Annotated in this window: 24 protein-coding genes and 1 tRNA gene; 19 read left to right on the top strand and 6 right to left on the bottom strand. The window is 61.2% G+C overall.

The features are described from left to right. Positions 1-43: 43 nt before the first annotated feature. Positions 44-838 carry an AraC family transcriptional regulator gene (locus tag CVS28_RS06425; protein WP_103481030.1) on the bottom strand — a complete coding sequence of 265 codons (795 nt, stop codon included), beginning with the start codon at positions 836-838 and terminating at the stop codon, positions 44-46. A gap of 72 nt (positions 839-910) precedes the next feature. On the opposite strand from CVS28_RS06425, the gene CVS28_RS06420 reads away from it, so the two are divergent. After that, positions 911-1,420, top strand: a complete 510-nt coding sequence (locus CVS28_RS06420) for a VOC family protein (RefSeq protein WP_103481029.1) — start codon at positions 911-913, stop codon at positions 1,418-1,420. A gap of 52 nt (positions 1,421-1,472) precedes the next feature. Here the strand turns inward: CVS28_RS06420 and CVS28_RS06415 are convergent. Then, positions 1,473-1,545 (bottom strand) — tRNA-Arg (locus tag CVS28_RS06415). 174 nt (positions 1,546-1,719) lie between these two features. Between CVS28_RS06415 and CVS28_RS06410 the strand changes: the two genes are divergently transcribed. The 10 genes from CVS28_RS06410 to CVS28_RS06365 all read left to right on the top strand — a co-directional run bounded on the left by CVS28_RS06410 (position 1,720) and on the right by CVS28_RS06365 (position 15,163). Then, positions 1,720-2,997, top strand: a complete 1,278-nt coding sequence (locus CVS28_RS06410) for an MFS transporter (protein WP_103481028.1) — start codon at positions 1,720-1,722, stop codon at positions 2,995-2,997. A gap of 43 nt (positions 2,998-3,040) precedes the next feature. Further along, entirely contained in the window at positions 3,041-4,693 is a 1,653-nt protein-coding gene (gene argS / locus CVS28_RS06405) for an arginine--tRNA ligase (RefSeq protein ID WP_103481027.1), read from the top strand. Positions 4,694-4,696: 3 nt separating this feature from the next. Further along, a complete protein-coding gene (lysA, locus tag CVS28_RS06400; protein ID WP_243399728.1) occupies positions 4,697-6,163 on the top strand; it encodes a diaminopimelate decarboxylase in 1,467 nt (488 codons plus the stop codon). Between the two features lie 37 nt (positions 6,164-6,200). Continuing rightward, complete coding sequence (locus CVS28_RS06395; protein WP_103464750.1) at positions 6,201-7,538, top strand: homoserine dehydrogenase; 1,338 nt, start codon at positions 6,201-6,203, stop codon at positions 7,536-7,538. Further along, positions 7,538-8,641, top strand: coding sequence for a threonine synthase (thrC, locus tag CVS28_RS06390; protein ID WP_103464553.1), 1,104 nt, complete (start codon positions 7,538-7,540; stop codon positions 8,639-8,641). Before CVS28_RS06395 ends, thrC begins: the two co-directional genes overlap by 1 nt. 27 nt (positions 8,642-8,668) lie before the next feature. Then, positions 8,669-9,643, top strand: a complete 975-nt coding sequence (thrB, locus tag CVS28_RS06385) for a homoserine kinase (protein WP_243399727.1) — start codon at positions 8,669-8,671, stop codon at positions 9,641-9,643. Between the two features lie 330 nt (positions 9,644-9,973). Continuing rightward, on the top strand, positions 9,974-12,139 hold the full coding sequence (rho, locus tag CVS28_RS06380) for a transcription termination factor Rho (RefSeq protein ID WP_103481025.1): 2,166 nt from the start codon (positions 9,974-9,976) through the stop codon (positions 12,137-12,139). Positions 12,140-12,293: 154 nt separating this feature from the next. Beyond that, entirely contained in the window at positions 12,294-13,370 is a 1,077-nt protein-coding gene (gene prfA, locus CVS28_RS06375) for a peptide chain release factor 1 (protein WP_103464550.1), read from the top strand. Then, a complete protein-coding gene (prmC, locus tag CVS28_RS06370) occupies positions 13,333-14,223 on the top strand; it encodes a peptide chain release factor N(5)-glutamine methyltransferase (RefSeq protein WP_103481024.1) in 891 nt (296 codons plus the stop codon). The genes prfA and prmC overlap by 38 nt, the downstream gene beginning before the upstream one ends. Before the next feature lie 73 nt (positions 14,224-14,296). Next, on the top strand, positions 14,297-15,163 hold the full coding sequence (locus tag CVS28_RS06365; protein WP_103481023.1) for an L-threonylcarbamoyladenylate synthase: 867 nt from the start codon (positions 14,297-14,299) through the stop codon (positions 15,161-15,163). 84 nt (positions 15,164-15,247) lie between these two features. On the opposite strand, the gene CVS28_RS06360 is transcribed toward CVS28_RS06365, so the two are convergent. The 4 genes from CVS28_RS06360 to CVS28_RS06345 all read right to left on the bottom strand — a co-directional run bounded on the left by CVS28_RS06360 (position 15,248) and on the right by CVS28_RS06345 (position 18,626). Then, positions 15,248-15,637 (bottom strand): (R)-mandelonitrile lyase, encoded by a 390-nt coding sequence (locus CVS28_RS06360; protein WP_103481022.1) that lies wholly within the window; start codon positions 15,635-15,637, stop codon positions 15,248-15,250. Between the two features lie 118 nt (positions 15,638-15,755). Continuing rightward, positions 15,756-16,757 carry an NAD-dependent epimerase/dehydratase family protein gene (locus CVS28_RS06355; RefSeq protein ID WP_103481021.1) on the bottom strand — a complete coding sequence of 334 codons (1,002 nt, stop codon included), beginning with the start codon at positions 16,755-16,757 and terminating at the stop codon, positions 15,756-15,758. Beyond that, the gene (locus CVS28_RS06350) at positions 16,747-17,730 is read right to left on the bottom strand and encodes a glycosyltransferase (protein WP_165788085.1); all 984 of its coding nucleotides are present in this window, start codon (positions 17,728-17,730) and stop codon (positions 16,747-16,749) included. Before CVS28_RS06350 ends, CVS28_RS06355 begins: the two co-directional genes overlap by 11 nt. Beyond that, a complete protein-coding gene (locus CVS28_RS06345; protein WP_103464749.1) occupies positions 17,727-18,626 on the bottom strand; it encodes a glycosyltransferase family 2 protein in 900 nt (299 codons plus the stop codon). The genes CVS28_RS06350 and CVS28_RS06345 overlap by 4 nt, the downstream gene beginning before the upstream one ends. 195 nt (positions 18,627-18,821) lie before the next feature. Between CVS28_RS06345 and CVS28_RS06340 the strand changes: the two genes are divergently transcribed. The 8 genes from CVS28_RS06340 (at position 18,822) to CVS28_RS06310 (ending at position 25,293) form a co-directional block, all read left to right on the top strand. Further along, on the top strand, positions 18,822-20,705 hold the full coding sequence (locus tag CVS28_RS06340) for a nucleoside-diphosphate sugar epimerase/dehydratase (protein WP_243399726.1): 1,884 nt from the start codon (positions 18,822-18,824) through the stop codon (positions 20,703-20,705). Next, a complete protein-coding gene (locus CVS28_RS06335; RefSeq protein WP_103481020.1) occupies positions 20,705-21,742 on the top strand; it encodes an MraY family glycosyltransferase in 1,038 nt (345 codons plus the stop codon). The genes CVS28_RS06340 and CVS28_RS06335 overlap by 1 nt, the downstream gene beginning before the upstream one ends. A gap of 145 nt (positions 21,743-21,887) precedes the next feature. Then, on the top strand, positions 21,888-22,397 hold the full coding sequence (locus tag CVS28_RS06330; protein ID WP_207767446.1) for a Cg1360 family ATP-synthase-associated protein: 510 nt from the start codon (positions 21,888-21,890) through the stop codon (positions 22,395-22,397). Further along, on the top strand, positions 22,387-22,641 hold the full coding sequence (locus CVS28_RS19380; protein WP_103464543.1) for an MFS transporter: 255 nt from the start codon (positions 22,387-22,389) through the stop codon (positions 22,639-22,641). Before CVS28_RS06330 ends, CVS28_RS19380 begins: the two co-directional genes overlap by 11 nt. A gap of 91 nt (positions 22,642-22,732) precedes the next feature. Then, positions 22,733-23,545 carry a F0F1 ATP synthase subunit A gene (atpB, locus tag CVS28_RS06325; RefSeq protein ID WP_165788084.1) on the top strand — a complete coding sequence of 271 codons (813 nt, stop codon included), beginning with the start codon at positions 22,733-22,735 and terminating at the stop codon, positions 23,543-23,545. Positions 23,546-23,632: 87 nt separating this feature from the next. After that, positions 23,633-23,848 carry an ATP synthase F0 subunit C gene (locus CVS28_RS06320; RefSeq protein ID WP_038463392.1) on the top strand — a complete coding sequence of 72 codons (216 nt, stop codon included), beginning with the start codon at positions 23,633-23,635 and terminating at the stop codon, positions 23,846-23,848. A 75-nt stretch (positions 23,849-23,923) separates the two neighbouring features. After that, positions 23,924-24,478: a F0F1 ATP synthase subunit B gene (locus CVS28_RS06315; protein WP_370739465.1), complete on the top strand. Its 555-nt coding sequence runs from the start codon at positions 23,924-23,926 to the stop codon at positions 24,476-24,478. Further along, a complete protein-coding gene (locus tag CVS28_RS06310; RefSeq protein ID WP_103464542.1) occupies positions 24,478-25,293 on the top strand; it encodes a F0F1 ATP synthase subunit delta in 816 nt (271 codons plus the stop codon). Before CVS28_RS06315 ends, CVS28_RS06310 begins: the two co-directional genes overlap by 1 nt. The last annotated feature ends 54 nt before the right edge of the window (positions 25,294-25,347 follow it).

The following is a 25,347-nucleotide window of genomic DNA, read 5'->3' as shown; positions in this document are numbered from 1 at the left end:
GTTGTCACGGGATTGTGAGCGAATCCTGAGAGGAAGCAGTGGGTTAGGGGTGCGGTCCGTTCACTGTGCTGCGGTAACTGCTGGGGGAGAATTCCAGGAATCGTTGGAAGTCATTGGCCAGATGGGCTTGATCGGCGTAGCCAAGGTCGGCGGCGATCCCGGCCAGGTCAAGCCCGGGGTGGGTCCGGACCTTGTCGGCGGCCTCCTGCAGGCGCCGTCGTCGAATCAAGGCAGCCGGACTCAGCCCAACGTACTTCTTGGCCAGCCGTTGAAGGGTCCGCGGCGACACCGCCAGCTGCTGTGCTGCGTCCTCGATCCGGACTACTTCCGGTGAGGACCCAAGCAGCTCCGCCATGGAATTGGCCAGCAAGGCTTCGGGGGAGACCTCGGCAACGGTTTCCAGGAGCCACGCCGTGAATTCCTCAACGGCATCGTTTCGGCGCTGAGCGGGGTCGGCGCCACCCATCGCCGCCACCACGGCAGATTGCAAGGCCGGAAGACTCAGGGCCACCTCGCGATCGCGCAATGCTGCGGGATCCGTGGTGAAGGCGGGAATGGCAGCCGGGCGCAGCAGCGCCCCCACGGCCCACCCATGGCCGGTGAGATCACGGTGTGAGGTGCGGGTGGTCGGGCCGGAGAACTCCACTGCGTGGGGCTGAACCACCAGATTGGAGGCGGCGAAGGCTATCAACTGCTGTCGGGATGAACGGCCAGGTTCAATGTCCCATTCCGGGATCCAAAACCACTGCACCAGGTCCTTAACGGAATCTGGTGCGGGCAAACGGTGAAATGTTGGCAATCGGGTGGGGTACAGGATGCCTTTGAAGGGACTCGCCACGCACCGAGTCTACTTTTTGTGCTGTCGCGAATCTACAAGCTTATTTCCGTGACTATGAGTACCGTCGCTTCCATGACTGAAAACAAGAGCCCAGAATTGACCGCAGCAGCCAATGGAGAATTCACCACTCAGGGGGTTCCGCTCGGCTTCACATCCCTGACGCCGTTTCTGGCCATCCCGGGTGCCAAGGTCGCGCTCGCATTCTATGCAGAAGTGTTTGGCGCCCGGGTGCTCGGTGTTACCGAGTTCGACGGCGTGGTGGTGCACGCCGAGCTCGACTTTGGCCAGGGCCGCCTGCAGATCGGTGAACCGAGTCCGCACTACCATCTGGTTTCGTCCCCGGAAGGCGACAACGACTGCTATTCGATGGGCTTCTACTGCCCGGATGTGGATGCTCTGGTGGCCCGGGCTCAGGAGGCCGGGGCAGTGATTCGGGAACCCGTCACCAATTTTGTCTCGGGCGACCGTTTCGCCAGCATCAGGGACCCCTTCGGTGTTCGGTGGTCCATCATGACGCGGGTTCAGGACCTCTCCGAGGATGAAAGCGCGCAGCGGGTTGCGGATTGGGCCGCGTCGCAATAAAGAAGGCATAAAGAAACCCCGCCAATTCAATGAATTGGCGGGGTTTTTTGTGTGCCCTCGGAGGGATTCGAACCCCCGACCTACGGTACCGGAAACCGACGCTCTATCCCCTGAGCTACGAAGGCGTGGCAACCGTGGCTGCCAAAGGGAACGAGAAAGAGCTTAGCAGGTGCGGGGCGCCCAATGTAAAACCGGGTCCACAACAGCCCTAAGCACGTGGCAAGCATCATCACCGCGGCCGCCGAATAATGCTGTCGGGACCAACACCCGCGGGGTAACGTTGGGGCAATGGTGAACACATGGTAGGCAAATTGCGTCCCTCCGCATGGATTCTCGCGGCGGCCATAATCCTGACGGCGTTGACGCTGCGATCCGCTGTGACTGTGGTGCCGCCACTCATTACCAGCATTAACAACGACCTCCCGCTGAGTGCCACTTCCATCGGCATCCTGGGCATGCTTCCCACCGCGGCGTTCGGGCTTTTCGGCTTTCTGACCCCCTATGTGATCCGCTGGGCCTCCCTGGAAAAACTCATCATTCTTTCCATTCTGGTGGGGATTGTGGGTCAGATTGCCCGCGTCCTGGCACCCAACACCCCACTTTTTCTGGTCTTTTCGGTGATTGCCTTTGGCGGCCTGGGCGCCGGCAACGTGCTCCTGCCGCCGCTGGTCAAGAAGTATTTCCCCGCCAAGGTGGGCCTGATGACGGCCCTCTATGTGACAGCACTTTCGCTCGGCACGGCCATTCCGGCCCAGCTCGCGGTCCCCATCGCCGACGCCACTTCCTGGCAGCTTTCCCTTGCTGCGTGGGCCGGGATCAGCACCATTGCCTTGATCCCGTGGCTGGTTGCCTTCATGTCACCACGGACGACGTCGAACCCGGCTTCCCCGAGAACCCCGCCCGCCGCTGTGCCCGCCGAGGCGGACTTGGTGATCAAGTCATCCTCGGCAACAGTCTCACCGGCCAAGGCGCCAAAAATGAACCTGTGGCGCTCGCCCACCGCGTGGGGACTGACGCTCATGTTCGGCTGCACGTCCCTGAATACCTATGCCATGTTCGCCTGGTTGCCGGCCATCCTTACTGAGGCCGGTCTGGACAGGGGAGCCGCCGGCTCAATGCTGGCCCTCTTTGCGGCCCTGGGCTTGCCATTGAGCCTTGCTATCCCTCTCATCGCGGCAAAAATGCGCAATCCCTTCCCGGCTGTGCTGGTCATGCTGGGCTGCTTCATCGCGGGGTACCTGGGGCTGCTGCTTTCACCGGCGTCGGGCACCTGGATTTGGGTGTCACTGGCCGGTTTGGGCCCTGGAACGTTCCCGCTGTCGCTGCTGCTGATCAACCACCGCACCCGGACCCAGCTCGGGGCCGGAGCGCTCTCTGGATTCAGCCAGGGGATGGGCTACACCTTCGCCTGCACGGGTCCGCTGTTCTTTGGCCTGCTGCATCAGTGGACGGGCTCGTGGACGGCCCCGTTCCTGTTCCTGTTCGCCACCTTGATGCTTCTGGGGGCCGGCGCCTGGATCATCTGCCGCCCCAAGATGCTCGAGGACGATTTCGCGCAAGCTCCCGTCAAGTCCTAGCAGGATTGGGGGAGGGAACGGGGAGAACCGTACACTTAGGGGTGTGACTCCTGAAGAACTTTCTGCCGCCATTACCACCTGCCTAAAAGATGCCGTCGACGCCGGTGAACTCAGTGTTCCCGTCGAGGCCCTGCCCACGGAAGTCAAGGTGGACCGGCCCAAGAGCCGCGAGCACGGCGACTGGGCCACCAATATTGCCCTCCAGCTGGCCAAGCCGGCGGGAGTTCCGCCGCGCAAAATCGCCGAAGTCCTCAGCACCCGCCTGGCGCAAATTCCCGGCGTTTCCACGGTGGACATTGCCGGTCCCGGCTTCCTGAACATCATTCTTGACGCTGCCGCTGCAGGCGAACTGGCCAAGGCAATCGTTGAAGCCGGCGAAAGCTTCGGCACCACTGCAGCCATGGCCGGCACCAAGATCAACCTGGAATTCGTCTCCGCCAACCCCACCGGCCCCATCCACCTCGGTGGCACCCGTTGGGCAGCAGTGGGCGACTCCCTGGCCCGCATCTTCCAGTCTCAGGGCGCCGACGTCACTCGTGAGTACTACTTCAATGACCACGGCAACCAGATTGACAAGTTTGCCCGCTCATTGCTGGCCAGCGCCAAGGGCGAGGCCGCACCGGAAGACGGCTACGGCGGCGACTACATCGAGGACATCGCCAAGGAAGTCATGGCGAACAACCCCGGCATCCTTGACTCAGCGGATCCTCAGGAAGAGTTCCGCGCCCAGGGCGTTGAGCTCATGTTTGCCGCCATCCGCGCCTCCCTGCACGAGTTCGGCGTGGACTTTGATGTCTACTTCCACGAGAACTCTTTGTTTGAGAACGGTGCCGTGGAGAAGCTTCTGGACCAGCTCAAGGGCTCCGGCAACATGTACCTCAAGGACGGCGCCTGGTGGCTGAACTCCACCGACTACGGCGACGACAAGGACCGCGTGGTCATCAAGAGTGACGGCAACGCAGCCTATATTGCCGGCGATATAGCCTACTTCAAGAACAAGCGCGACCGTGGCTTTGACCTGTGCATCTACATGCTCGGCGCCGACCACCACGGCTATGTTGCCCGCCTGAAGGCAGCAGCTGCGGCCATGGGCGATGACGCCAACCGCGTTGAGGTCCTCATCGGCCAGATGGTGAACCTGGTTCAGGACGGCAAGCCAGTCCGCATGTCCAAGCGCGCCGGCACAGTGGTCACCATGGAAGACCTCGTGGAGGTTGTTGGCACGGACGCCGCCCGCTACTCGCTGGCCCGCTTCTCCTCCGACTCCAACATTGACATCGACTTGGACGTGCTGACCAAGAAGTCCAACGAGAACCCCGTGTTCTACGTGCAGTACGCCCATGCCCGCACCCGCGCGGTGGGCCGCAACGCAGCAGCCGCAGACGTGGAGCGCACCTCCTTTGATGCAGCATCCCTGACCCACGCAACGGAGTCTGAGCTCCTCGCCGTGCTGGGCCAGTACCCGGGCGTGCTCAACCAGGCCGCCTCCTTCCGCGAACCGCACCGCGTGGCCCGCCACCTGGAAGTCATCGCCGGCGCCTATCACCGCTGGTACGACGCCTGCCGCGTGACCCCCATGGGCGAGGAAGCCATCACCGACACGAACCGCACCCGCCTCTGGCTCAACGACGCCGTGGGCCAGGTTCTCGCCAACGGCCTGTCCCTGTTGGGTGTCTCAGCTCCGGAACGGATGTAAGCCATGACTGACACAACCTCAGCGGTCCAGCAGATGGCCGGCGCCGAGCTGGCACCGGCGTGGCTGCCTGCCGCCGGTGACGTCAATGAGCTTGTCCCTGCCATGTGGGCGCACGACGTCGAACGCGGACCAAACGGGGAAGTCACCATCAGTGGCATCCCGGTGAGTGAACTGAAGGCCCAGTTTGGCACCCCGCTGTTCGTCATGAGCGAGGACGACTTCCGCGCCCGTGCACGGACGTTCAAGACTGCCTTTGATCAGGCATTCAAAGACATTTGCGGCGGCGTGGACGTCTACTACGCAGGCAAGGCCTTCTTGTCCACCGAAGTGGCCCGCTGGGTGGATTCCGAGGGCCTGCGCCTGGACACGTGCTCCGGCGGTGAACTGGCCGTGGCCAAGCGTGCCGGCCTGTCGGGCGCAAACCTGGGGTTGCACGGCAACAACAAGTCCAGCGCCGAGATCAACCGCGCCCTGGACATGGGCCTGGGTCGCATTGTTGTGGACAGCTTGCATGAGCTTGCGCGGGTGGCCGACATTGCGGGCGCCCGCGGCGTGAAGGCCAACGTCATGTTGCGCCTGACCCCCGGCGTGCACGCCCACACGCACGAATCGATTGCCACAGCGCACGAGGACCAGAAGTTCGGCCTCTCCTTCATTGCCGAGGATCCGGAGGCACCCGGCATGAGCGCTGCCGAGGCGGCCGCAAAGCTGGCCGTGGAGTCGGCGAGCATCAACTTCCTGGGCTTCCACGCCCACATCGGATCGCAAATCTTTGAGGCCGAGGGCTTTGAAATTGCCGCCCGCAAGCTGTTGGCTTTCACCAACGAAATCCAGAACAAGTACAGCATCACGCTGCCCGAGCTGGACCTGGGTGGCGGCTACGGCATCGCCTATACGGCAGTGGACACCCCGCGGCCCGCCGCCGAGGTCGCGGAGGCCATGGCCGCCGTCGTCCGAGAAACTTGCGCACAGCTGGGCATGAGCTGCCCGCGCCTGTCCATTGAGCCCGGCCGTGCCATTGTCGGCAGCACCACCTTCACCTTGTATGAGACCGGCACGCTGAAAACCGTGCAGGTTGAGGTGGACGGCCAAGAAGATGTGACGGCGCCGCGCCGCTATGTTTCGGTGGATGGCGGTATGAGCGATAACGCCCGTCCGGTGCTTTATGACGCGGATTATTCGGCCGTCGTGGCCAACAGGTCCTCCATTGCGACTCCAGCTTTGTCCCGAGTGGTGGGCAAACATTGCGAGAGTGGTGACATTGTTGTTAGAGATGTATATCTGCCCAATGACGTGGCGGCCGGGGATTTGCTTGCAGTCCCCGGAACGGGCGCGTACTGCTGGGCATTGGCCAGCAACTATAACTATGTGCCCCGTCCGCCCGTCGTCGCCGTAAAAAACGGCACCGCACGCTTGATTGTGCGGGGCGAAACCGAAGATGATTTGCTGGCACGCGATTTAGGGGCCTAGAGGGACTTTGACAGAGCGCAACACCGCGGACACTGATGTGACCGCCAATAGCAAGACCTTGAAAGTGGCGCTCCTTGGAGCAGGAAATGTGGGCTCGCAAGTCGCGCGCATTTTGCTCGACGACGCCGACGCCTTGGCTGCCCGCACGGGTGCCCGTTTGGAGTTGGTGGGCATTGCCGTGCGGAACGTTGACGCGCCCCGTGAGGTTGAACTGCCCCGCGAGCTATTTACCACCGACGCCTCGGCGCTAGTGCGTGGAGCCGACATTGTCATTGAGCTCATGGGTGGCTTGGAGCCGGCCCGCACGCTGATTCTGGAAGCCATTGAGCACGGCGCCGCAGTTGTCACCGGAAACAAGGCGCTGCTGGCAGTGGATGGCCCCACCTTGTATGAGAAGGCTGACGCCGCAGGCGTCCAGCTCTCCTTCGAGGCTGCCGTGGCTGGCGCCATCCCCATTCTGCGCCCCATCAATGACAGCCTGGCCGGGGACAAGATCACCCGCATCATGGGCATCGTCAATGGCACCACCAACTACATCCTGGACGCAATGGATTCCACCGGGGCCCAGTTTGCTGACGCGTTGGCTGACGCCACTCGCCTGGGCTACGCCGAAGCAGACCCCACAGCCGACATTGAAGGTCACGACGCGGCAGCCAAGGGCGCCATTTTGGCCTCACTGGCCTTCCACACCCGCTTTGCACTGGAGGATGTGGATTGCCAGGGCATCACCGAGGTGACGGCGGCTGACATCGCAGCGGCCAAGGATGCCGGCTACGTCATCAAGCTGCTGGCGATTGCCGAGAAACTTGAGGCAGCGAACAGCGACGGCGCGATCACCAGTGGTGTCAGCGTCCGCGTGCACCCCACCTTGATTCCCCGTGAGCACCCGCTGGGTGCCGTGCGCGGAGCCTTCAACGCTGTATTTGTTGAGGCGGAATCGGCCGGTGAATTGATGTTCTATGGTCGTGGCGCCGGTGGGTCGCCCACCGCGTCCGCAGTCATGGGCGATGTTGTCTCGGCTGCACGCCGCATGGTCTTGGGCGGCCCCGGCCGCACCGAATCAACCATTGAGGTGCTGCCGGTACTGCCGATCGAAGCCGTCACCACGCAGTACTACATTGGCATAGACGCGGCGGACCAGCCGGGCGTTCTGGCAAAGATTTCAGCGCTCTTTGCGCAGAATGGTGTCTCCATTGAGACCATGCGACAAACAGTGCACAGTGAAGGCAACGGCCACGACGGGCCCGGCTCGGCAGAGCTGCGCATCGTCACACACCGTGCCAGCGAGGCTGCCTTGGCAGCAACTGTTGAGGCCATCAAGGGTCTTGACATCATTAATTCCGTAACGAGTGTCTTGAGGGTGGAGGGAGTCTAATGGCTCACCAGTGGCGCGGAGTTGTCCGCGAATATGCAGAGCGTTTGCCGGTCACGGCAGAAACCAAGATCATCACGTTGGGTGAAGGTGGCACACCGCTGGTGTTCGCTACGCACCTTTCCGAGCTCACCGGTTCCAAGGTCTACCTGAAGGTGGAGGGCATGAACCCCACCGGTTCCTTCAAGGACCGCGGCATGACCATGGCCATGACGGCAGCTGTTGCGGCAGGGGCCAAGGCAGTGGTTTGCGCTTCCACCGGCAACACCTCAGCCTCCGCGGCAGCCTATGCCAAGGCTGCCGGGCTCACCTGTGCGGTCTTGGTGCCTGAGGGCAAGATTTCCATGGGCAAGCTCAGCCAGGCCGTGGCCCACGGCGCCACCATTTTGCAAGTTGACGGCAACTTTGACAACTGCCTGGATGTGGCCCGCAAGCTGGCTGACTCCTACCCCGTTTTCCTGGTGAACTCGGTTAACCCGGCACGCATTGAAGGCCAGAAGACTGGCGCCTTTGAGGTAGTTGACGCCCTGGGTGACGCTCCGGATTACCATGTGCTGCCCGTTGGCAACGCAGGCAACATCAGCGCCTACTGGAGGGGCTACCGCGAATACGCAGCCCCCTACGAGTCGGCAACTGCCGGCACCCTGCCTGCAGTCTCCACGCACACCCCCATCATGTGGGGCTTCCAGGCAGCTGGCGCAGCACCGTTCGTGGCCGGCCACCCCATCACCGAGCCGGACACCATCGCCACGGCCATTCGCATTGGCAACCCGGCGTCCTGGGACATGGCCATTGCGGCCCGCGATGAGTCCGGTGGACTCATCGAAGCCGTGACGGATGAAGAAATCCTTGCCGCCCACCGCTGGCTCTCAGCCAAGGAAGGCGTCTTTGTTGAACCGGGTTCGGCAGCAGGTGTTGCCGGCTTGATCAAGAAGCACGCAGCCGGCCAGGTCCCCACAGGCAAGACCTTTGTCGTCACTGTCACCGGCCACGGTTTGAAGGATCCCGACTGGGCCCTGAAAAACGCCGATGGCAGCGCGGCCGAGCCGAAGTCAGTTCCCTTTGACGTGGTCACAGTTGCCACCGCACTGGGCCTGACGGACTAGCAGCACACCATCATGACAGGGCTCACCATGACTTCCCCGCTTCTGAAAACTCCCGCAACCGGGGCCACCGCCACCGTGCGCGTCCCCGGCACCAGCGCGAATCTTGGCCCCGGCTTTGATTCCCTGGGCCTGGCCGTTTCGCTCTACGACACCTTGAGCATCACCGTGTTGGAGACCCCGGCGCTGGAGTTTGAACTAAGCGGGGAAGGGGTTGAGTCCCTGCCAAGGGATGCCAGTCACCTGGTGGTCAAGACCATGGACCTGGTCTGGGAACGCCTGGGCTACAGCCGTGGGGGATTGCGCGTTTCGGCGAGTAACGTACTCCCACACGGCCGCGGCCTGGGCTCCTCGGCGTCGGCCATTGTGGCAGCCATCATGGCTGCCAACGCCTTGGTTGCCCCGGCCGACCAGCAAGACGATGCCTGGGTTTTGCAGCTGGCCTCGGAACTTGAAGGCCATCCGGACAACGTGGCCCCGGCCATCTTTGGCGCCGTCGCTGTTTCCTGGCAAGAAGGTGCCGGTTTCGCCAGTGCCAAGGTCATGCCACACGCAGGGGTCATTCCGGTGGCCGCCATTCCCGATGTGGAATTGAAAACAGAACGTGCCCGCGGCATGCTGCCGGCAACTGTTCCGCACGCAGACGCTGCGGCAAATTCGGGTAGGGCAGCGTTGTTGATGCATGCCCTGAGTGCCGAGCCGATGCTGTTGCTCGCCGGCACCCGTGACTACCTGCACCAGGATTACCGTGCAGAAGCCATGCCCGGCAGTGCAGCCCTGGTGGCGCAATTGCGCCAAGAAGGCCACGCCGCCTTCATTTCTGGTGCCGGGCCAACGGTCATGACACTTGCCAATGGTGTTGAAGAAGCTGAGCTGATAGTGCACCGGATCAACGAATTGGGTGCAAGCACATCCATGCCCGCGATTTCCGGCGTGTCTTGGCGTGTTCTGCGGCTCCAGGTGGACCTTGAAGGTGCTAAAGTGGAAGTGCATCCCAGCTTATAAACACCTTCCTCAAGCTGCTTTTAAACGGCAGTTGCGGAAATGAAGTATGTTTATTGGCCTTGATGCCGCTCTTGTGGCCCGCGTTATCTTGTGCGGTGCCTACTGGATTGAACTTTCGGCAGCCGCCGTAGCGATCCAGAGAGTCACACCATTTGAGATTTGATTCAAAGAGTGAATTTCACCATTCCATTTCACCCCCGTCGTTTTGTGGGGAAACGGAATGGAACCTCAGATTTTCCCTGTGAGCCTGTGCGGCAACAACAGAGCAATCTGACACTAATCATCGCGGCCCCAATAATTGGGCCCGCCATCGAGGGGGAAGGATCCTTCGTGACCGAAACAATTACTTCAGCCGCTGCTCCCACAGCTGCTGATGCGGACACCACAACCAACGCACCTGCCAAGTCCGCGGGACTGGCTGGACTAAAGCTTGCCCAGTTGCAGGTTTTGGCTGGACAGTTAGGCATCACTGGCGGTTCCAGGATGCGCAAGGGCGATCTTGTTGAAGCCATTTCAGCACACCAGCGCGGATCATCGGTTGCCGACCGCCAGAGCCGCGGCACCAAGGCTCCCGCCGAGTCCGCACCGGCAAAGACGGCCGAGCCCATTGCCGAGAACAAGGGCGCTGCCGAGCCTACCTCCGGAGCAACTGACGCAACTGAGCGTCCTGCCCGTGGCCGTGGCCGCACCCGCCGCGCTGCCAGCAGCGACGGCATCATCACCACCGGTACCAGCGCAGAAGCTGGCGTTGTAGCCCAGGCTCCGGCCGCCGTCGAGCCTACCGAGGCTGCTGCGCCTGAAACTGCCGAGAACGACGGCGAAAACCGCCGCCCCACGCGCACCCGCAACCGCCGTGCACAAGGTGGCGGACGCCAGCAGGAGGCTGCAAACGAGGCTCCGGCCGCCGTCGAATCCGCTCCCGCCGAGGCCAACGAGGCCACACAGGCTGAATCTGCCGGTGAGAACGGTGAAGGCAACGATCGCAATCAGCGCAACCAGCGCAACAATAACCAGCGCAACCAGCGCAACGCAGGTGAGCGGAATGTCACCGAGCGCAACACCGGAGAGCGCGCAGCCGGCGATCGCAACGCGAGCACCAACAACGACGACGAAGACGGCTCGCGCAACAACCGCAACCGCCGCAACCGTCGTGACCGCAACGTCAACGAGTCAACCGAGCGCAACGATCGCAGCGGCAACAACGATCGAAGTGGCAACAACAGCCGCAACGACCGCAACGATCGCAACGACCGTTTCCGTGACCGCAACGAGCGCCGCCGCGGCCGCAACGCCGGTCCCGACTTTGATGACACCGAGGTCACCGAAGATGACGTGCTGCTGCCCGTAGCCGGCATCTTGGACATCCTGGAAAACTACGCATTCGTGCGCACCTCCGGCTACCTGCCCGGCTCCAACGATGTTTACGTTTCCCTCTCACAGGTCAAGAAGTACAACCTGCGCAAGGGCGATGCAGTGGTTGGTGCCATCCGTGCACCGCGCGAAGGCGAAGACCGCAGCCAGGCCCAGACCGCCCGCCAGAAGTTCAACGCCTTGGTGCGCGTCACCAGCGTCAACGGCAAGAACCCGGACGAGCTCAAGGACCGTGTTGAGTTCTCCAAGCTCGTGCCGCTGTACCCCTCAGAGCGTCTGCGTCTGGAGACCGATCCCAAGAAGATCGGCCCCCGCGTCATCGACCTGGTGGCGCCCATCGGCAAGGGCCAGCGCGGTTTGATCGTGTCCCCGCCCAAGGCTGGCAAGACCTTGATCCTGCAGTCCATTGCCAACGCCATCACCATCAACAATCCTGAGGTTCACCTCATGATGGTTCTTGTTGACGAACGCCCTGAAGAAGTCACCGACATGCAGCGCACCGTCAAGGGTGAGGTTATTGCCTCCACCTTCGACCGTCCGGCCGATGACCACACCCAGGTTGCCGAGCTCTCCATTGAGCGTGCCAAGCGCCTGGTGGAAATGGGCATGGACGTTGTTGTTCTGCTGGACTCCATGACCCGTTTGGGCCGTGCCTACAACAACTCTGCCCCGTCCTCCGGACGCATCCTTTCCGGTGGTGTGGACTCTGCTGCCCTGTACCCGCCCAAGCGTTTCTTCGGTGCTGCCCGCAACATCGAAAACGGCGGCTCACTGACCATCTTGGCCACGGCACTGGTGGAAACCGGTTCCAAGGCTGATGAGGTCATCTTCGAGGAGTTCAAGGGCACCGGCAACATGGAGCTGCGCCTGTCCCGCCAGCTGGCTGACAAGCGCATCTTCCCGGCCGTTGACGTCAACGCCTCGGGTACTCGCCGCGAAGAAAACCTGCTGTCCCCGGAAGAGGTCAAGATCATGTGGCGCCTGCGCCGCGTTCTTTCCGGCCTGGAAATGCAGCAGTCCCTTGAACTGCTCACCTCCAAGATCCGTGAAACAGGCTCCAACGTCGAGTTCCTCATGCAGATCCAGAAGACAACCCTGGGCTCCAAGGCCGAACAAGACAAATAGCTGTTCAAACTAATCCGCCTTCGTAGAGAAGGGGCCCGCCCAGGCTCCTTCTCTACTTCGGGCGGATTAGTGCGTTAACAGCTTTCCGTGACGGCGCCGGCAGCGCATCATCTTGAAGTTATTAGACTTGACTTACGTCGAGAGAGGTTTTGAAATGTTTGAATCAATCCATGGGCTGCTCGATGAGCATGCCGAGTTGCAGATGCGTCTGAGCGAACCCGAGGTGCATGCTGATCAGTCGCTGGCACGCAAGCTCGGCCGCCGCTATGCGGAACTGAGCAATGTGGTGGAAGGCTACCACCAGGTTGAAACAATCAGCGATGACCTCGAAGCTGCCAAGGAAATGGCTGCCGAGGACGCAGAGTTTGCTGCTGAGGTGCCTGTTTTGGAGGAGCAACTGGCCGCGGCGCAGGAGAAGCTGCGCCGCCTGTTGATCCCGCGCGATCCGGACGACGCCCGTGATGTGATCCTTGAAGTCAAGGCCGGCGAAGGTGGCGATGAAGCTGCGCTGTTCGCCGCCGACCTGGTGCGCATGTACACGCGTTATGCCGAAAATCGTGGGTGGAAGACTGAAGTCATCTCAGCCACGCATTCAGACCTTGGCGGCTACAAGGATATTTCCATCGCCGTCAAGGGCCGTTCCAACGACCCCGCCGAAGGCGTATTTGCCCGCCTGAAGTTTGAGGGCGGCGTGCACCGCGTGCAGCGCGTGCCGGCCACCGAGTCCCAGGGGCGCATCCACACCTCCGCTGCCGGTGTTCTGGTGCTGCCGGAAGTTGATGAGCCCGAGGAAGTGGACATCAACCAAAACGACCTTAAGATTGACGTTTACCGTTCCTCTGGCCCCGGTGGCCAGTCGGTTAACACCACTGACTCTGCAGTGCGCATCACGCACTTGCCCACGGGCATTGTGGTCGCCATGCAGAATGAGAAGTCGCAGCTGCAAAACCGTGAGGCAGGCATGCGCGTGCTGCGTGCCCGCATCCTGGCCCACCAGCAGGCCATCATCGACGCCGAGAACTCGGCCGTGCGCAAGTCGCAGATCCGCACCATGGACCGTTCCGAGCGCATCCGCACGTACAACTACCCGGAAAACCGGATCGCCGACCACCGCACCGGGTACAAGGCCTACAACCTTGACGCCGTCATGAACGGTGACCTGGAACCCGTTGTCCAGTCGGCCATTGTGATGGATGAGCAAACCCGTTTGGACGCCCTGGGTGACCAGTAGCCTTTCTGATGCTGTTTCGGGAGCGACGGCGGCCCTTGCGGCCGCCGGCGTGCCCTCACCGGCGGTGGATGCCCAGCTTTTAGCTGCGCACCTGCTCGGTGTGGGCCGCGGAGAATTGGCTGCCATGCTATTTGGCACAGCTGTAGCACCTGCGGGCTATGCGGAGCTGGTGGCGCGTCGTGCCGCTCGCGAACCCCTGCAGCACATCACCGGTATCGCCTATTTCAGGCACCTTGAACTGGCTGTGGGCAAGGGCGTCTTCGTGCCGCGGCCGGAGACTGAATCCGTGGTTCAATTGGCCATCGACGTATTAGCACGGCTGCGCCAAGAACGCGGTGGGGAGACCGAACTTCTCGCCGTTGATCTCGGCACGGGCTCCGGTGCCATCGCCGGTGCCATGGCCACGGAGGCCGCCGGAACCCGCGTCTACGCTGTGGAACTCAGTGACGACGCATACCCGTGGGCTGCGAAGAATCTGGCCAACACCGGCGCCACCTTGGTTCGAGGCGACATGCGAGATGCTCTGGGCGAACTGGACGGAACAGTGGACGTGGTGGTGTCCAACCCGCCATACATTCCAGCCGATGCCATTCCGCGGGACGTGGAAGTTCGGCTGTACGACCCGCACATGGCGCTTTACGGCGGGGGAGCGGACGGCATGGACATGCCCAAGGCGGCCTTGGCAAGTGCTGCGCGGCTTCTGCGCCCGGGTGGCTTCTTCGTCATGGAGCATGCAGAAGTGCAGGCAGAACAAATGGCGGAGCTGTTTGAGCAGAGCGGACAGTGGCGCAATGTGCGCACACACCTGGATTTGACCGGGCGCGACAGGGCCACCAGCGGCTACCGCCGCTAGATTATTGCGCTCTAACTTCATGATTGGCTGTGCGCGTTCAAATCTATGGGCGCCGTGATGAAAGAATGAACTTGTGAGTACCACTTCTTATAACTGCACCAATGATGCCCAGCGCGCCGAGGGTCTTGCCCACGCACAGAAGGCCATTGCTGCCAAGCAAGTTATCGTCATGCCCACGGATACCGTTTACGGCGTTGCCGCAGACGCGTTCTCGCCCCAGGCAGTGGCCACCTTGCTGGCTGCCAAGGGCCGCGGCCGCAACATGCCGCCTCCGGTGTTGATGCCGCGCATTGGCACCATGGAGGGTCTGGCCACAGAGATTCCAGACGACGCCCGGAAGCTTGCGGAGAAGTACTGGCCCGGCCCCTTGACCCTGATCTTCCACGGCCAGCCCTCGTTGACCTGGGATTTGGGCGACACCGTGGGCACTGTGGCCTTGCGTGTGCCAGATGACCAGTTGGCCCTTGATCTGCTGACTCTCACGGGCCCCCTTGCAGTATCCAGCGCCAACCGGACCGGTCAGCCGGCGGCACAGACAGCCTCCGAAGCCCGTGCGCAACTGGCAGAATCGGTTGAGGTGTATTTGGAGGGCGGCTTCCGTCCGCTGGAGGGAACCGATCCCACTCCGTCCACCATTGTGGACGCCACCGGCCTGCGCCTGCGCGTGGTCCGTGAGGGCGCCATTTCCCTCGCCGACATTCAAAAGATTGTGCCCAGTGCCTTGGGCTCCGAGCCGGAACCGGAAATGTGGTCCCCGCCGAACCTGACCAAGGACGAACCGGCCGAAACTGACGGTGAATCAGTTGAATCCACTGAAGCGGAAGTAGCCGATGAGGCTGCTCCGCCCATCAATCTGAGCAAGCCCGCCCCCGGGTCTGTCCCGAAATCAGCGGCTGAACCCGTGGACTTGGACAACAAGGATCCCGAAACCACGACTTAGGCACCATTCCCTGCGGTGAGTGTGCAGCTGGTGCGAGGTGGGCCCCCCAACTCGCATCAGCTGCACACTCACCGTTTCCTGTGGTCAGCCGAGCTGGACGTGCTCGCCCCATTCGGTCTCCGGCCCGTCCTCGCCTTCGGCCAGTGATTCCCACATGGCCAAATGTGCCATGAAGTGTTCGGGTGCGGCGCCGTGCCAGTGCCAAACGCCCGGGGGAGTGTAGACGGTGTCGCCCTGACGCATCTCAATGATGTCCCCGCCGCGGGATTGCACCAGCCCCATCCCGTCGGTGACGTGAAGTGTCTGGCCATTGGCATGGCGGTGCCAGGCGGTGTGTGCGCCGGGGGCGAAACGAACAAGGTTGACGCGCAGCCGTGAAGGGGCCTCGCCAGCGGCGATGACGTCGAAGTGGACGTCGCCGCCAAACATCTCGGCGGGTCCTTTGGTGGTTGGAGTCTTGGGTACCAGGTGCATTCTTGAGTCCTTGCTGACATGTTGATCGCGGACCTCGGATCTGGTCCGTGGTCACAACCGTATGTCAGGACCGAAAGTTGTGGCAGGCACTGTTGGTACCTGCCACGGCAGAAACTCCCTACAGGGTGAGACTGACTCGCTCCAACAGCGGCCGGATGGCGGACGGGGGCACCAACCCCACTTCTTCGGCCCAACCCGGTGTTTGCTCCTGACCCAGCCACATGAGTTCCACCCGACGAAGGGAACCATGCAGGCGTTCGCCCAAAAGTCCGGACACAAAGTAGCCCGAGGCCAGAATGGGCCGGCACAGCCACGCGGGAATCACCATGGGTGCCTGCCCACCGGCGGCGGCCAGCACGTCCGTGACGGTAAGCCCCTCCCACGGCTGCAGCACCAGCGCCGGGACATGGCCGGCGAATGCACCCGCCTCCACCACAAACCAGGCCAGGGAGTCAATGGAGCTGACGGGTGTTGGGGCGGTTCCGGGCGAGGCCACCGAGGCTAACGGGGACGCCGCAATTTTGGCCAGTGACAAGGTGGTGGACCGGCTGGGCCCCTGGACGGAGGTGGCCCGAATGGTCACCACTGTCGAGTCGGGATCTACTGCCGCAACGGTGTCGCCGGCCAGGACTTCCAGCACCTCTTCGCCGAGAGTCTTGGAGCGTGAGTAGGCCGAGAACGGGGCGCGGACGGAGGTTTCATCGATGACGCGGCGGTGTCCCTGAACCGAGGCGCTGCTCAGATGCACCAAGCGTTTGACCCCGGCGGCGCGCGCGGCCAGGGCAATGACGGCGGGCAGGAGAGCGTTGGCGCCTGTCAGTGATGGGGATTCGGCGTCGCCGGGGGCTGCCAGCCCCGCGGCGTTGACCACCACATCCACACCGTCAAATGCCTGCAGCAGCGCGGCATAGTCAGCGGCGCTCGTGGATCGGCCAGGACTTGTGAAAAGGCGGGCCTGGTCCGCAAGCGCCTGTGCGGTTGTTGCAACGCTGTTGAGCCGTGGCGCTGCGAGCGTGGCAACCTTCAGCCCCCTGCCGCGGAGCTCGGCAACTACGGCACTGCCAACAAAACCGGAGGCGCCCAGCACCAGCCAATGCGCGTGGGTTGGTTCACTGCTCATGCGGACTCACCTGCTCCAGGGCGGGCATCGGCTCAAAGTCCGTGGCGGCAAGAATCCGTCTGGACTCCAACCACCCTTTCCAGAGTTTGCGCCAGCCCCGCAGGGTCCGCTCCACGGCCACCAGCCGCAGCATCTCCTTGGCAGCGGTCAAGGCTGTCCCCAGGGCGAAGCCAACCGGGTTGAAGAGTCCGTGGACCCGTAGGTACTGCCCCACCAGTCCCCGGTTGCGCATGACGTAGTAACGGCTCAGATCTGAGGAGTCGTTGAGGTGCCGAATGCCCAGATCCATGCTGCGCTGGGCGCGAGCCTTATGCAGCACAAACTCGTTGACGTAGCGCACAGGCCGCTGGAGCGAAATCAACCAGCCAAAGGTGGTGTCATCCCAGTTCAGGAAGAATCGTGGATCCGGCAGGCCAACACCTCGCACGGCATCGGCATGCACCAGCATGCCCTCAAAGCAACCCACATTGGTGGCAAATTCGTTGGTCTTATCAAAGACGTCGCCGCGTACGGGCAGGGGGAAACCCAAGAAGGTGCTGAAGTTGTTCTGCCAGTAGAACGGTTCACCCGATGCGTCGTAGCGGCGTCCAATGATGGCGTCGTATTTCTCCATCCAGGGTCCAAAGGCAGCGATCGCCCCGGGAACGGTGGTGACGTCGTCGTCCATGAGCCACATCCATTGGGCGCCCTCGGCCAGGGCACGCTCCACACCTGCGGAGAATCCGCCAGCGCCGCCTGAATTGACAGCAAGCTCGTGATGAATCACGGCGACGGGGGACGGCAGGGCGGCACAGTGCGCCCGGGCCTGCTCAATGACCGAAACGGTGCCGTCGGTGCTGGCGTTGTTGACAACAATCACGCCATCCGGGGCGGGCTCCAGCGCGGCAATCGAGTCGAGCAGATCGGCAAGGTAGTCAGCACGGTTAAACGTGGTGATGACAAGGTAAAACTGCTCCCGCCGGCTCAAACTCAAAACTTCTGGTCCTTCATGGGACCAAATTTTGCCCCACGCAGACCGGCCCCATAGGTGCTGGCCCATTTGAGCAACCCCTTGACGTCGCCCTTTTTAAGGAAGAACAGCGGATAACCCACGGCATCTGCCACCAAGGAGCGCACGCGGCGATGCTTGCGGGTGAGGAATCCGCGGTTGCGGTAGTAGTAAAAACGCTTGAAGGGAGTTTCCGGAACCAGCACGTGCAGGCGGTCGCCCAGGACTTCCTGAACTTCACCCCAACCGGCCGGGTGGGTCAGGGCAACGGAGGTCACGGTGCCAAATTTCACCTTGGCTTCGCGCAGGCGCAGCATGAAGTCAGTTTCATCGCCGCGGATAAACAGGCGCAGATCGGGCAGGCCCACCTTGAAGAAGACATCGGTGCGGATCAAGGCGCCATTGAAGAACTGGCCCACATTGTCAATGAAGCCCAGCGGCTCAACCACTGCGCGGTCATGCGTCAGGTGGCCGTCAATCCGGAACGGGAAGGACAGTTTGGTGGGTTCGCCGGGGGCCACAATCAAGGGCACCACAACGTCCAGGCCGCGGGTCTTGGCGGCCGCCAACAGCGTGGCCAGGCAAGCGGGATCTTCGGGATGGGCGTCGTCGTCCATGATCCACACCCAGTCCGCACCGGAGGCAATGGCGTTCAAGATGGCCAGCGAGAACCCGCCGGCACCGCCCAGATTGGCCAGTGAGCGCACGTACGTAACCGGCGCAGCCGCCTCTGCGGCGATGTGGCCCACGGCCTCGGTGCCTGAATCCACCAAGGCTATGGCGTGCGGGGTGTGGGTTTGCTGTGCAAGGGCCCCCAGCAATGTGCGTACGTCCTCGGGCCTGTCAAAGGTGACGGCAGCGACGGCTACGGTATCGGTCAAGGAGGGTCCTCTCGGGCGGTGCTCGCGGCGAGGCGCGGCATCCGGCACGGCTAAACAGTGAGTAATCATCGGAAGGGATTACTATTCTTGTGTACCCTCCACTTTAGTACAGCCACCATCTTGTGGACTGTTGCGCCGTGGACAACTGGGCCTTAGTCAGCAACAACCGGGCAGAATACGGAAAAACGAATCACGTTGAATACCTCCAGCAAACAGGCAGCCGGCAACCCCGCGGTCATTTCCGGGGACGGGGAGCGCAAGCCGCTGCTGTGGCTCTGGTCACAGGCGATTCTCGATTCCCTGGCATGGGCGGTGGCCCTCTTTTTGGCGGTTTTACTCCGTTATGAGCTCGATATTGGTCTCATAAACTTTGTTGGCTTGGCCGTGCTGATAGGTGTTGCCGTCGCCACGCAGCTCATTGCCGGTTGGTATATGGCCCTGTACCGGGGCCGGTACACCTTTGGCAGCATCCACGAAGCACGGGTGCTCATTGCCGTGACTTTGATTGTGGGTGTTGTCACCAGCGTCTTTCTCTCACTTTTCATCAACGAGCTCCACATTGCCCGTTCAGTGGCCATCATTGCCTTCCCCTTCGCGGCCCTGTCCATGGCCGCCGTGCGGTACGCCAAGCGGCTGTACGTTGAGGGGAAACCGATCTTTGGCGAAGAAGCCCAGCGGACGCTGATTTACGGAGCAGGTTTCCTGGGCAACTCGCTGGTGACCCGCATGGTCCAAGACCCGGAGTCGCCCTACGTGCCCGTGGGTCTCATTGACGACGACGCCTCGAAAAAGCGTCTGCGGTTGAGTTCGGTAGGTGTTCTGGGCGGTGGACGTGAGCTCCCGGAAATCATCAAGCGCACCAAGTCCACAGTTGTGGTCCTTGCCGTGGCGCACCTCAGCGCCAAGCGCATCCGCGAGATCTCGGACAGCGTGTCAGGTCTGGGCGTCAAGGTTCTGGTGCTCCCGCCGCTGCAGGAGATGCTCAGCAGCAACACCAACAGGGACCACAAGGGCGGGTTGACGGACTTCCGGGAGATCGACGTCGCCGACCTCATTGGCCGCACACCCGTGGAAACGCAGGTGGAGGAAATTGCTGGCTACATCAGGGGCAAGCGGGTGCTTGTTACGGGCGCCGGCGGCTCCATTGGCTCCGAACTCTGCCGTCAGCTGCACGGTTTTGATCCGGCCGAGCTCATGATGTTGGACCGTGACGAATCCGGTCTCCAGCAAACGCAGCTTTCCATTGTGGGCCACGGCCTGCTCCAGGATGCCAACATTGTGCTCGCGGACATCCGGGACGCCGAGTCCCTTAATGAGATTTTTGCCCAGCGCCGTCCCGAAGTTGTCTTCCACGCAGCGGCACTCAAGCATGCACCGCTGCTGCAGATGTACCCCAAGGAGGGTTGGAAGACCAACGTGCTGGGCTCCCTGAATGTGCTCCAGGCCGCCCGCAGCGTTGATGTTGAAACTTTTGTGAACGTTTCCACCGACAAGGCGGCCAGCCCCACCACTGCCCTGGGTCATTCCAAGCGTGCAGCGGAGAAACTCACGGCCTGGATGGCGGGGGAGACCGGCAAACGCTATGTGTCGGTGCGCTTTGGCAATGTGATTGGCAGTCGAGGCTCCATGCTGCCGCTGTTCACGGACCAGATCAACAATGGCGGTCCGGTGACTGTCACGCATCCGGAGGTGACGCGCTTCTTCATGACCATCCCCGAAGCCTGCCAGCTGGTCATCCAGGCCGGCGCCATCGGCCACGGCGGTGACGTGCTGATCCTGGACATGGGCGAGCCGGTGCGCATCATGGATGTTGCCGAGCGCATGATCGCCATGTCGGGACGTGACATCAAGATCAAGATCACGGGCCTGCGCCCCTCGGAGAAACTGCACGAACAGTTGACCGGTGAGGATGAGGTCCAGGATCCGGACGGGCACAAGAAGATTTCCCACACCCAGGCACGCCCCCTGAACCCGGCTGAGCTGGATTTGGAACTGTGGCTGCAACGGTGCCGCGACGAGGCGGGTGATGATGCCCCCAGCATCGATGACTCCGACGGCGACGTAGCGGCGGGAGCGTAATGGAACTCGCAGCTTTCATAACAGTCGGTGCCATTGCGTTGATCCTGGCACTGCTTTTGCCTGTGGTGGTTCGTCCGCTGCTGGCCAGGGCCGGCGTCCTTGACGTCCCCAATGCGCGCTCTTCGCACCAAATCCCCACCATTCGTGGCATGGGAATTACGACGGCGGTCGCGTTGCCCGCCGCCGTGCTGGTGGCCATCTTCCTTCCCCAGTCCGGGCCGGGGAACCAGGGTGCCTTGATCCTTGTGGTGATTGTTGCGCTCATGCTGGCTGCGGCAACCATTGGCTGGATTGAGGATATTCGCGGCTTGAGCGTGAAGGTCCGTGCCAGTTTGCAGCTCCTGGTGGGAGGAGCGGCAACAGCCGCTGTGGCCATCATTGATCCGGGCCAGCAACAGCTCTGGCTCATTCCGGCAGGCGCCATTGCCGTGGCCGCCTACATCAACGTTGCCAACTTCATGGACGGCATCAACGGCATCTCTGGAATGCACGGACTGTTGGTGGGTGGCCTGTACGCTTACGCCGGCTACGCCACAGGCCATTCCTGGCTGGTCTATGTTGGCATTGCCATAGCGATGGCTTTTGCCGGCTTCCTGCCGTGGAACCTGGGACGCAACAATGTGTTCCTGGGGGACGTGGGCAGCTATTTGCTGGGCGCCTCCATAGCTGTCACTGCAATGTGCGCTTTCTTGTCCGGCGTTCCCGTGGAGTATATTTTCTCCCCCGTGTTGATCTACCTGACGGACACGTTTGTGACGTTCCTGCGCAGGCTTCTGGCAGGGGAGCGTTGGTATGTGGCGCACCGCGAGCACGTTTATCAGCGCCTGACAATTGTTGGCCTGAGCCATGGTGCGGCCACGGCCGTTGTGTCGCTGGCGACCTTGTTAGTGAGTCTTCTGGGCATTGCTGCGGCTCGGGGCGGGGAAATGGTGCAGCTTATTGCCACGGCTGCCGGCTTCCTGATTGTCCTGACCTATTTACGCTCCCCAACGCTGTTTCAGCGCTACCTTGGCCGGCGGGCCAAGCGCAGCAGCTAAACTTATAGGAACCCCCACGTCGTAATGAACTTCTATGTCGTGTAGAATTCCCTACGGTGACTATCGCACCGCCATACCTTGAAAACGTCACATACGTGCACAATATTTCTTTTCTGCCCCAATCATTCCCCATTTTGGAGTTCCCATGAAGGACAAAGGCGCCCAACACAGCGTTGCACGAGGTCATCTTGTGGCCTCCGGTCCCACTGCGAGCCCCAGTTGGAACATCCTGAAGCGTTGCCTTCTGGTGGGTGGAATGGCCTTGGTGGTCATGGTGGTTGTGGCTTTCTTCTTCACAAACCTCGACGGCGTGCTCAGCGTGCTGTTCGGCTCGCTCCTGGTGATGGCCTTCTTTGGCCTGAGTCTGCTGGTGGGTCACCTCGCCAGTAAGAAGATGCCATCGGCTGTCATGGGTGTGTTCGTCATGACGTACTTCGTCAAGGTTGTGGGTTTCGCGGCAGTGCTTTTTGCGCTCGGCACCCCCACTTGGCTCAACAAGCCCTGGTTTGCGGCTGCCGCCGTCGTCAGTGTCTTGTTGTGGCAGGCCACGGAGGTTGTCATTTTCAGCAAGCAGCGTTTCTTGTTCTTTGACGAACCGGCAGCGGTGGATCCGCAGGACAAAAACGACGCAAAGGATCTGCCTCATGGCGAATAAGAACCCGGCTGACCACGAGCCTCATCACGTGGTAGTTCCACCCAAGTCTGATGCCGGAAAGCTGGACTTCACCTACATTATTGGCGGAATCCTGCTCTGGGGTTTGATAGGGTGGGGAGTGGACAATTTGTTGAATACTGGTTGGATTCTGTTCGCTGCCCTGCCTGTTGGGGCAGTGTGTGGATATTTTCTCGCCCGGCATCATCAAAGGCATGGCCGCCACGATGATACGCCGCAACAATGATTTCCACCATCAGACTTTTTCACGGTGCTGACCATCTTTTGATGGGCCGCCACACTTGCCCTATGACCGAAACTGCAGAGAGGACAGCGCGTTGACCGCGTTTGCGCTTCCGATGGCCTCGAATGACGGTGGCTTCATCCCACCGACGATTAGTGACACCCACCTCCCAGACATCCTTCCCTGGATGGCCGAATACGGCACTGGACTTGGCAAGCAGATGGTAATGATCATCTTGTCGGTGGTTCTGATCACTTGGTTCTTTATGGCTGCGATCCGAAACCCGAAACTGGTTCCGGGCAAAGTCCAATTCTTCGCCGAAGGCTTCTACAGCTTCGCGCGCAACACTGTTGGCCGCGACATCATGGGTGAGAAGAACTTCCGCCCCTGGGTGCCGCTGCTCTTCTCAGTGTTCTTGTTCGTGCTGCTGAACAACCTCTTTGGTGCTGTTCCGTTCTTGCAGCTTCCGTCCTTCTCCCACGCCGGCAGTGCTTATGCAATTGCCTTGATTATCTACTTCACGTGGATCGCTGTTGGTGTTCAGAAGCATGGAATCCGGTTCTTCAAGCTGGCAGTTGTTCCCTCCGGTGTTCCCGGTTGGATCCTGCCCCTGCTGGTGCCGTTGGAAATCATTTCCAACTTCATTGTTCGCCCGCTGACGCATTCCTTGCGTTTGATGGCAACAATGCTTGCCGGCCACATGATTGTGGTCCTGGCAGCCAGCGGTGCACGGTTCTTGATGACGGAACAAGACAACCTCTTGCTCCAAGGCACCGGCGTTGCTGTGATCATCGGTTTTGTAGCCATGTATGGCTTGGAACTGTTGATCATGGTGCTGCAGGCATTCGTCTTCACCTTGCTGACAGCTATCTATATCCAGGGCAGCCTGGAAGCTGACGCACACTAAGTTTTCCTCGCATCACCTTAGTTTTTCTCGAATAAAGAATCACCTCACAACCTGCCGGCACAATGCCGGTATCTTGAAAGGAACGAAATGGAACTCCACGGCTCGCTCAACATGATTGGCTACGGCCTGGCAGCAATTGGCTCGGCTATTGGTGTGGGTATGATCTTCGCTGCCTACATCAACGGTGTAGCCCGCCAGCCGGAAGCTCAGCGCATCCTGCAGCCCATCGCTTTGCTCGGCTTCGCCCTTGCAGAAGCATTGGCCATCCTTGGTTTGGTCTTCGCCTTCGTCGTTGGCGTCTAGTCCAAAGACTTGTGGGTCCTTATCCCAAAGGATCCGTTGTTCATGGACGAATATCAGATTAAGGATTAGTGAGAAATGATTACCGCAGAAGTAATCCTCGCTGCTAGTGAGGGTGCAAACCCACTCCTGCCTAACCCGTGGGAAATTCTAGTCACGGCTGTAGCTTTCGCTGTCCTGCTCTTCGTGGTGAAGAAATTCATCGCACCCACCTTTGAGAAGTCATACACGGATCGTGTAGAAGCCATCGAGGGCGGGATTGAGAAGGCAGAAGAGGCTCAGGCCGAAGCTAATGCCCTCTTGGAGCAGTACAAGGCCCAGCTGCTGGACGCCCGCACGGAAGCCAACAGCATCCGTGAGAGCGCCCGTGCAGAAGGCGCACAGATCCTGGCCGACCTGAAGGAGAAGGCTGCAGAGGAATCTGCACGCATCACCGCTCAGGCCCAGGTTCAGATCGAATCCGAGCGTGTTGCAGCAGTGAACTCCCTCCGCAACGAGGTTGGCACACTGGCAACACAGCTGGCAGGCAAAATCGTGGGCGAAGCCCTCAACGATGATGCGCGTTCCAACCGTGTTGTTGAGCGCTTCCTGACCGATCTGGAAAACCAGGCGAACGCGGGTGTGTCGAAGTAATGGCAGGTGTATCGAGCAAGTCATTGGCAGCGGCTTTGGAGTCGTTGGAACCCAAGCTTGCCACTGCGTCGATCGCATTGGCTAAGGACCTCTTTTCCATCTTGGAGCTCCTTGACAGCAACGCCGGCCTGCGCCGCGCCCTGACTGATCCCTCTCGTGAGAGCGCGGATAAGGCAGCCCTCGTTGCCAAGCTCCTTGCGGGCAACGTTGCTCCGGAAGCACAGAACGTGTTTCTGGGACTGGTTGCCTCACGATGGAGCTCGGCACGTGACCTTGGCGATGCACTAGAAGTCTTGGCAGCAACGTCGGCGATCTCGGTTGCTGAAGGTCAGGGTGACGGCTCTGCCAACCTGGACAAGCTTGAAGAGGAACTCTTCTCGTTTATCCGAGTTGTGGGCTCCAGTCATGATCTGCAGCGTGCGTTAGACGATTCACAGGCCTCGGATGCAGCAAAGAGCGCCTTGGCGCTGCGCGTTGTTCCTGCGGCAAGTACCGTCTCCGCCCTGTTGATCCGCCAGGCCGTACTGGCCCCTCGCGGGCTCAAGCCCACGGCCTTGGTGCAACGTTTCGTGGAATTGGTTGCCAAACGCCAGCAGCGTTGGATTGCCTACGTCAGTGTCACCCGTGACCTGAACGCAGAGCAGTTGACGCGCCTGCAGGCCGGTTTGAACAATCTCTATGGTCGCGAATTGAAGATCAATGTCAATATCGACCCGACATTAGTCGGCGGAATCAAGGTTGTTGTGGGGGATGAGGTTGTTGACGCAACCGCAGCCACACGACTTGCCGAACTTCGCCGCCGGTTGGCAGTCTAAGGAACGTTCGTTTCTTAGCAGCCAGTCCACAACAGACTGAATCAAAAATTTAGG

The sequence above is a fragment of the Arthrobacter glacialis genome, from assembly GCF_002909415.1.
Taxonomy (GTDB): domain Bacteria; phylum Actinomycetota; class Actinomycetes; order Actinomycetales; family Micrococcaceae; genus Specibacter; species Specibacter glacialis.
Note: the sequence above shows the minus strand (reverse complement) of the source record. Positions and strands in the feature narration are given on the sequence as shown.

Bases quoted from the DNA above. Each gene is read 5' to 3' on its own strand.
- CVS28_RS06420 (WP_103481029.1), top strand. From the start codon at position 911: ATGACTGAAAACAAGAGCCCAGAATTGACCGCAGCAGCCAATGGAGAA.
- CVS28_RS06410 (WP_103481028.1), top strand. From the start codon at position 1,720: ATGGTAGGCAAATTGCGTCCCTCCGCATGGATTCTCGCGGCGGCCATA.
- lysA (WP_243399728.1), top strand. From the start codon at position 4,697: ATGACTGACACAACCTCAGCGGTCCAGCAGATGGCCGGCGCCGAGCTG.
- thrC (WP_103464553.1), top strand. From the start codon at position 7,538: ATGGCTCACCAGTGGCGCGGAGTTGTCCGCGAATATGCAGAGCGTTTG.
- thrB (WP_243399727.1), top strand. From the start codon at position 8,669: ATGACTTCCCCGCTTCTGAAAACTCCCGCAACCGGGGCCACCGCCACC.
- prfA (WP_103464550.1), top strand. From the start codon at position 12,294: ATGTTTGAATCAATCCATGGGCTGCTCGATGAGCATGCCGAGTTGCAG.
- prmC (WP_103481024.1), top strand. From the start codon at position 13,333: ATGAGCAAACCCGTTTGGACGCCCTGGGTGACCAGTAGCCTTTCTGAT.
- CVS28_RS06360 (WP_103481022.1), bottom strand. From the start codon at position 15,637: ATGCACCTGGTACCCAAGACTCCAACCACCAAAGGACCCGCCGAGATG.
- CVS28_RS06355 (WP_103481021.1), bottom strand. From the start codon at position 16,757: ATGAGCAGTGAACCAACCCACGCGCATTGGCTGGTGCTGGGCGCCTCC.
- CVS28_RS06335 (WP_103481020.1), top strand. From the start codon at position 20,705: ATGGAACTCGCAGCTTTCATAACAGTCGGTGCCATTGCGTTGATCCTG.
- CVS28_RS06330 (WP_207767446.1), top strand. From the start codon at position 21,888: ATGAAGGACAAAGGCGCCCAACACAGCGTTGCACGAGGTCATCTTGTG.
- CVS28_RS19380 (WP_103464543.1), top strand. From the start codon at position 22,387: ATGGCGAATAAGAACCCGGCTGACCACGAGCCTCATCACGTGGTAGTT.
- CVS28_RS06320 (WP_038463392.1), top strand. From the start codon at position 23,633: ATGGAACTCCACGGCTCGCTCAACATGATTGGCTACGGCCTGGCAGCA.
- CVS28_RS06315 (WP_370739465.1), top strand. From the start codon at position 23,924: ATGATTACCGCAGAAGTAATCCTCGCTGCTAGTGAGGGTGCAAACCCA.
- CVS28_RS06310 (WP_103464542.1), top strand. From the start codon at position 24,478: ATGGCAGGTGTATCGAGCAAGTCATTGGCAGCGGCTTTGGAGTCGTTG.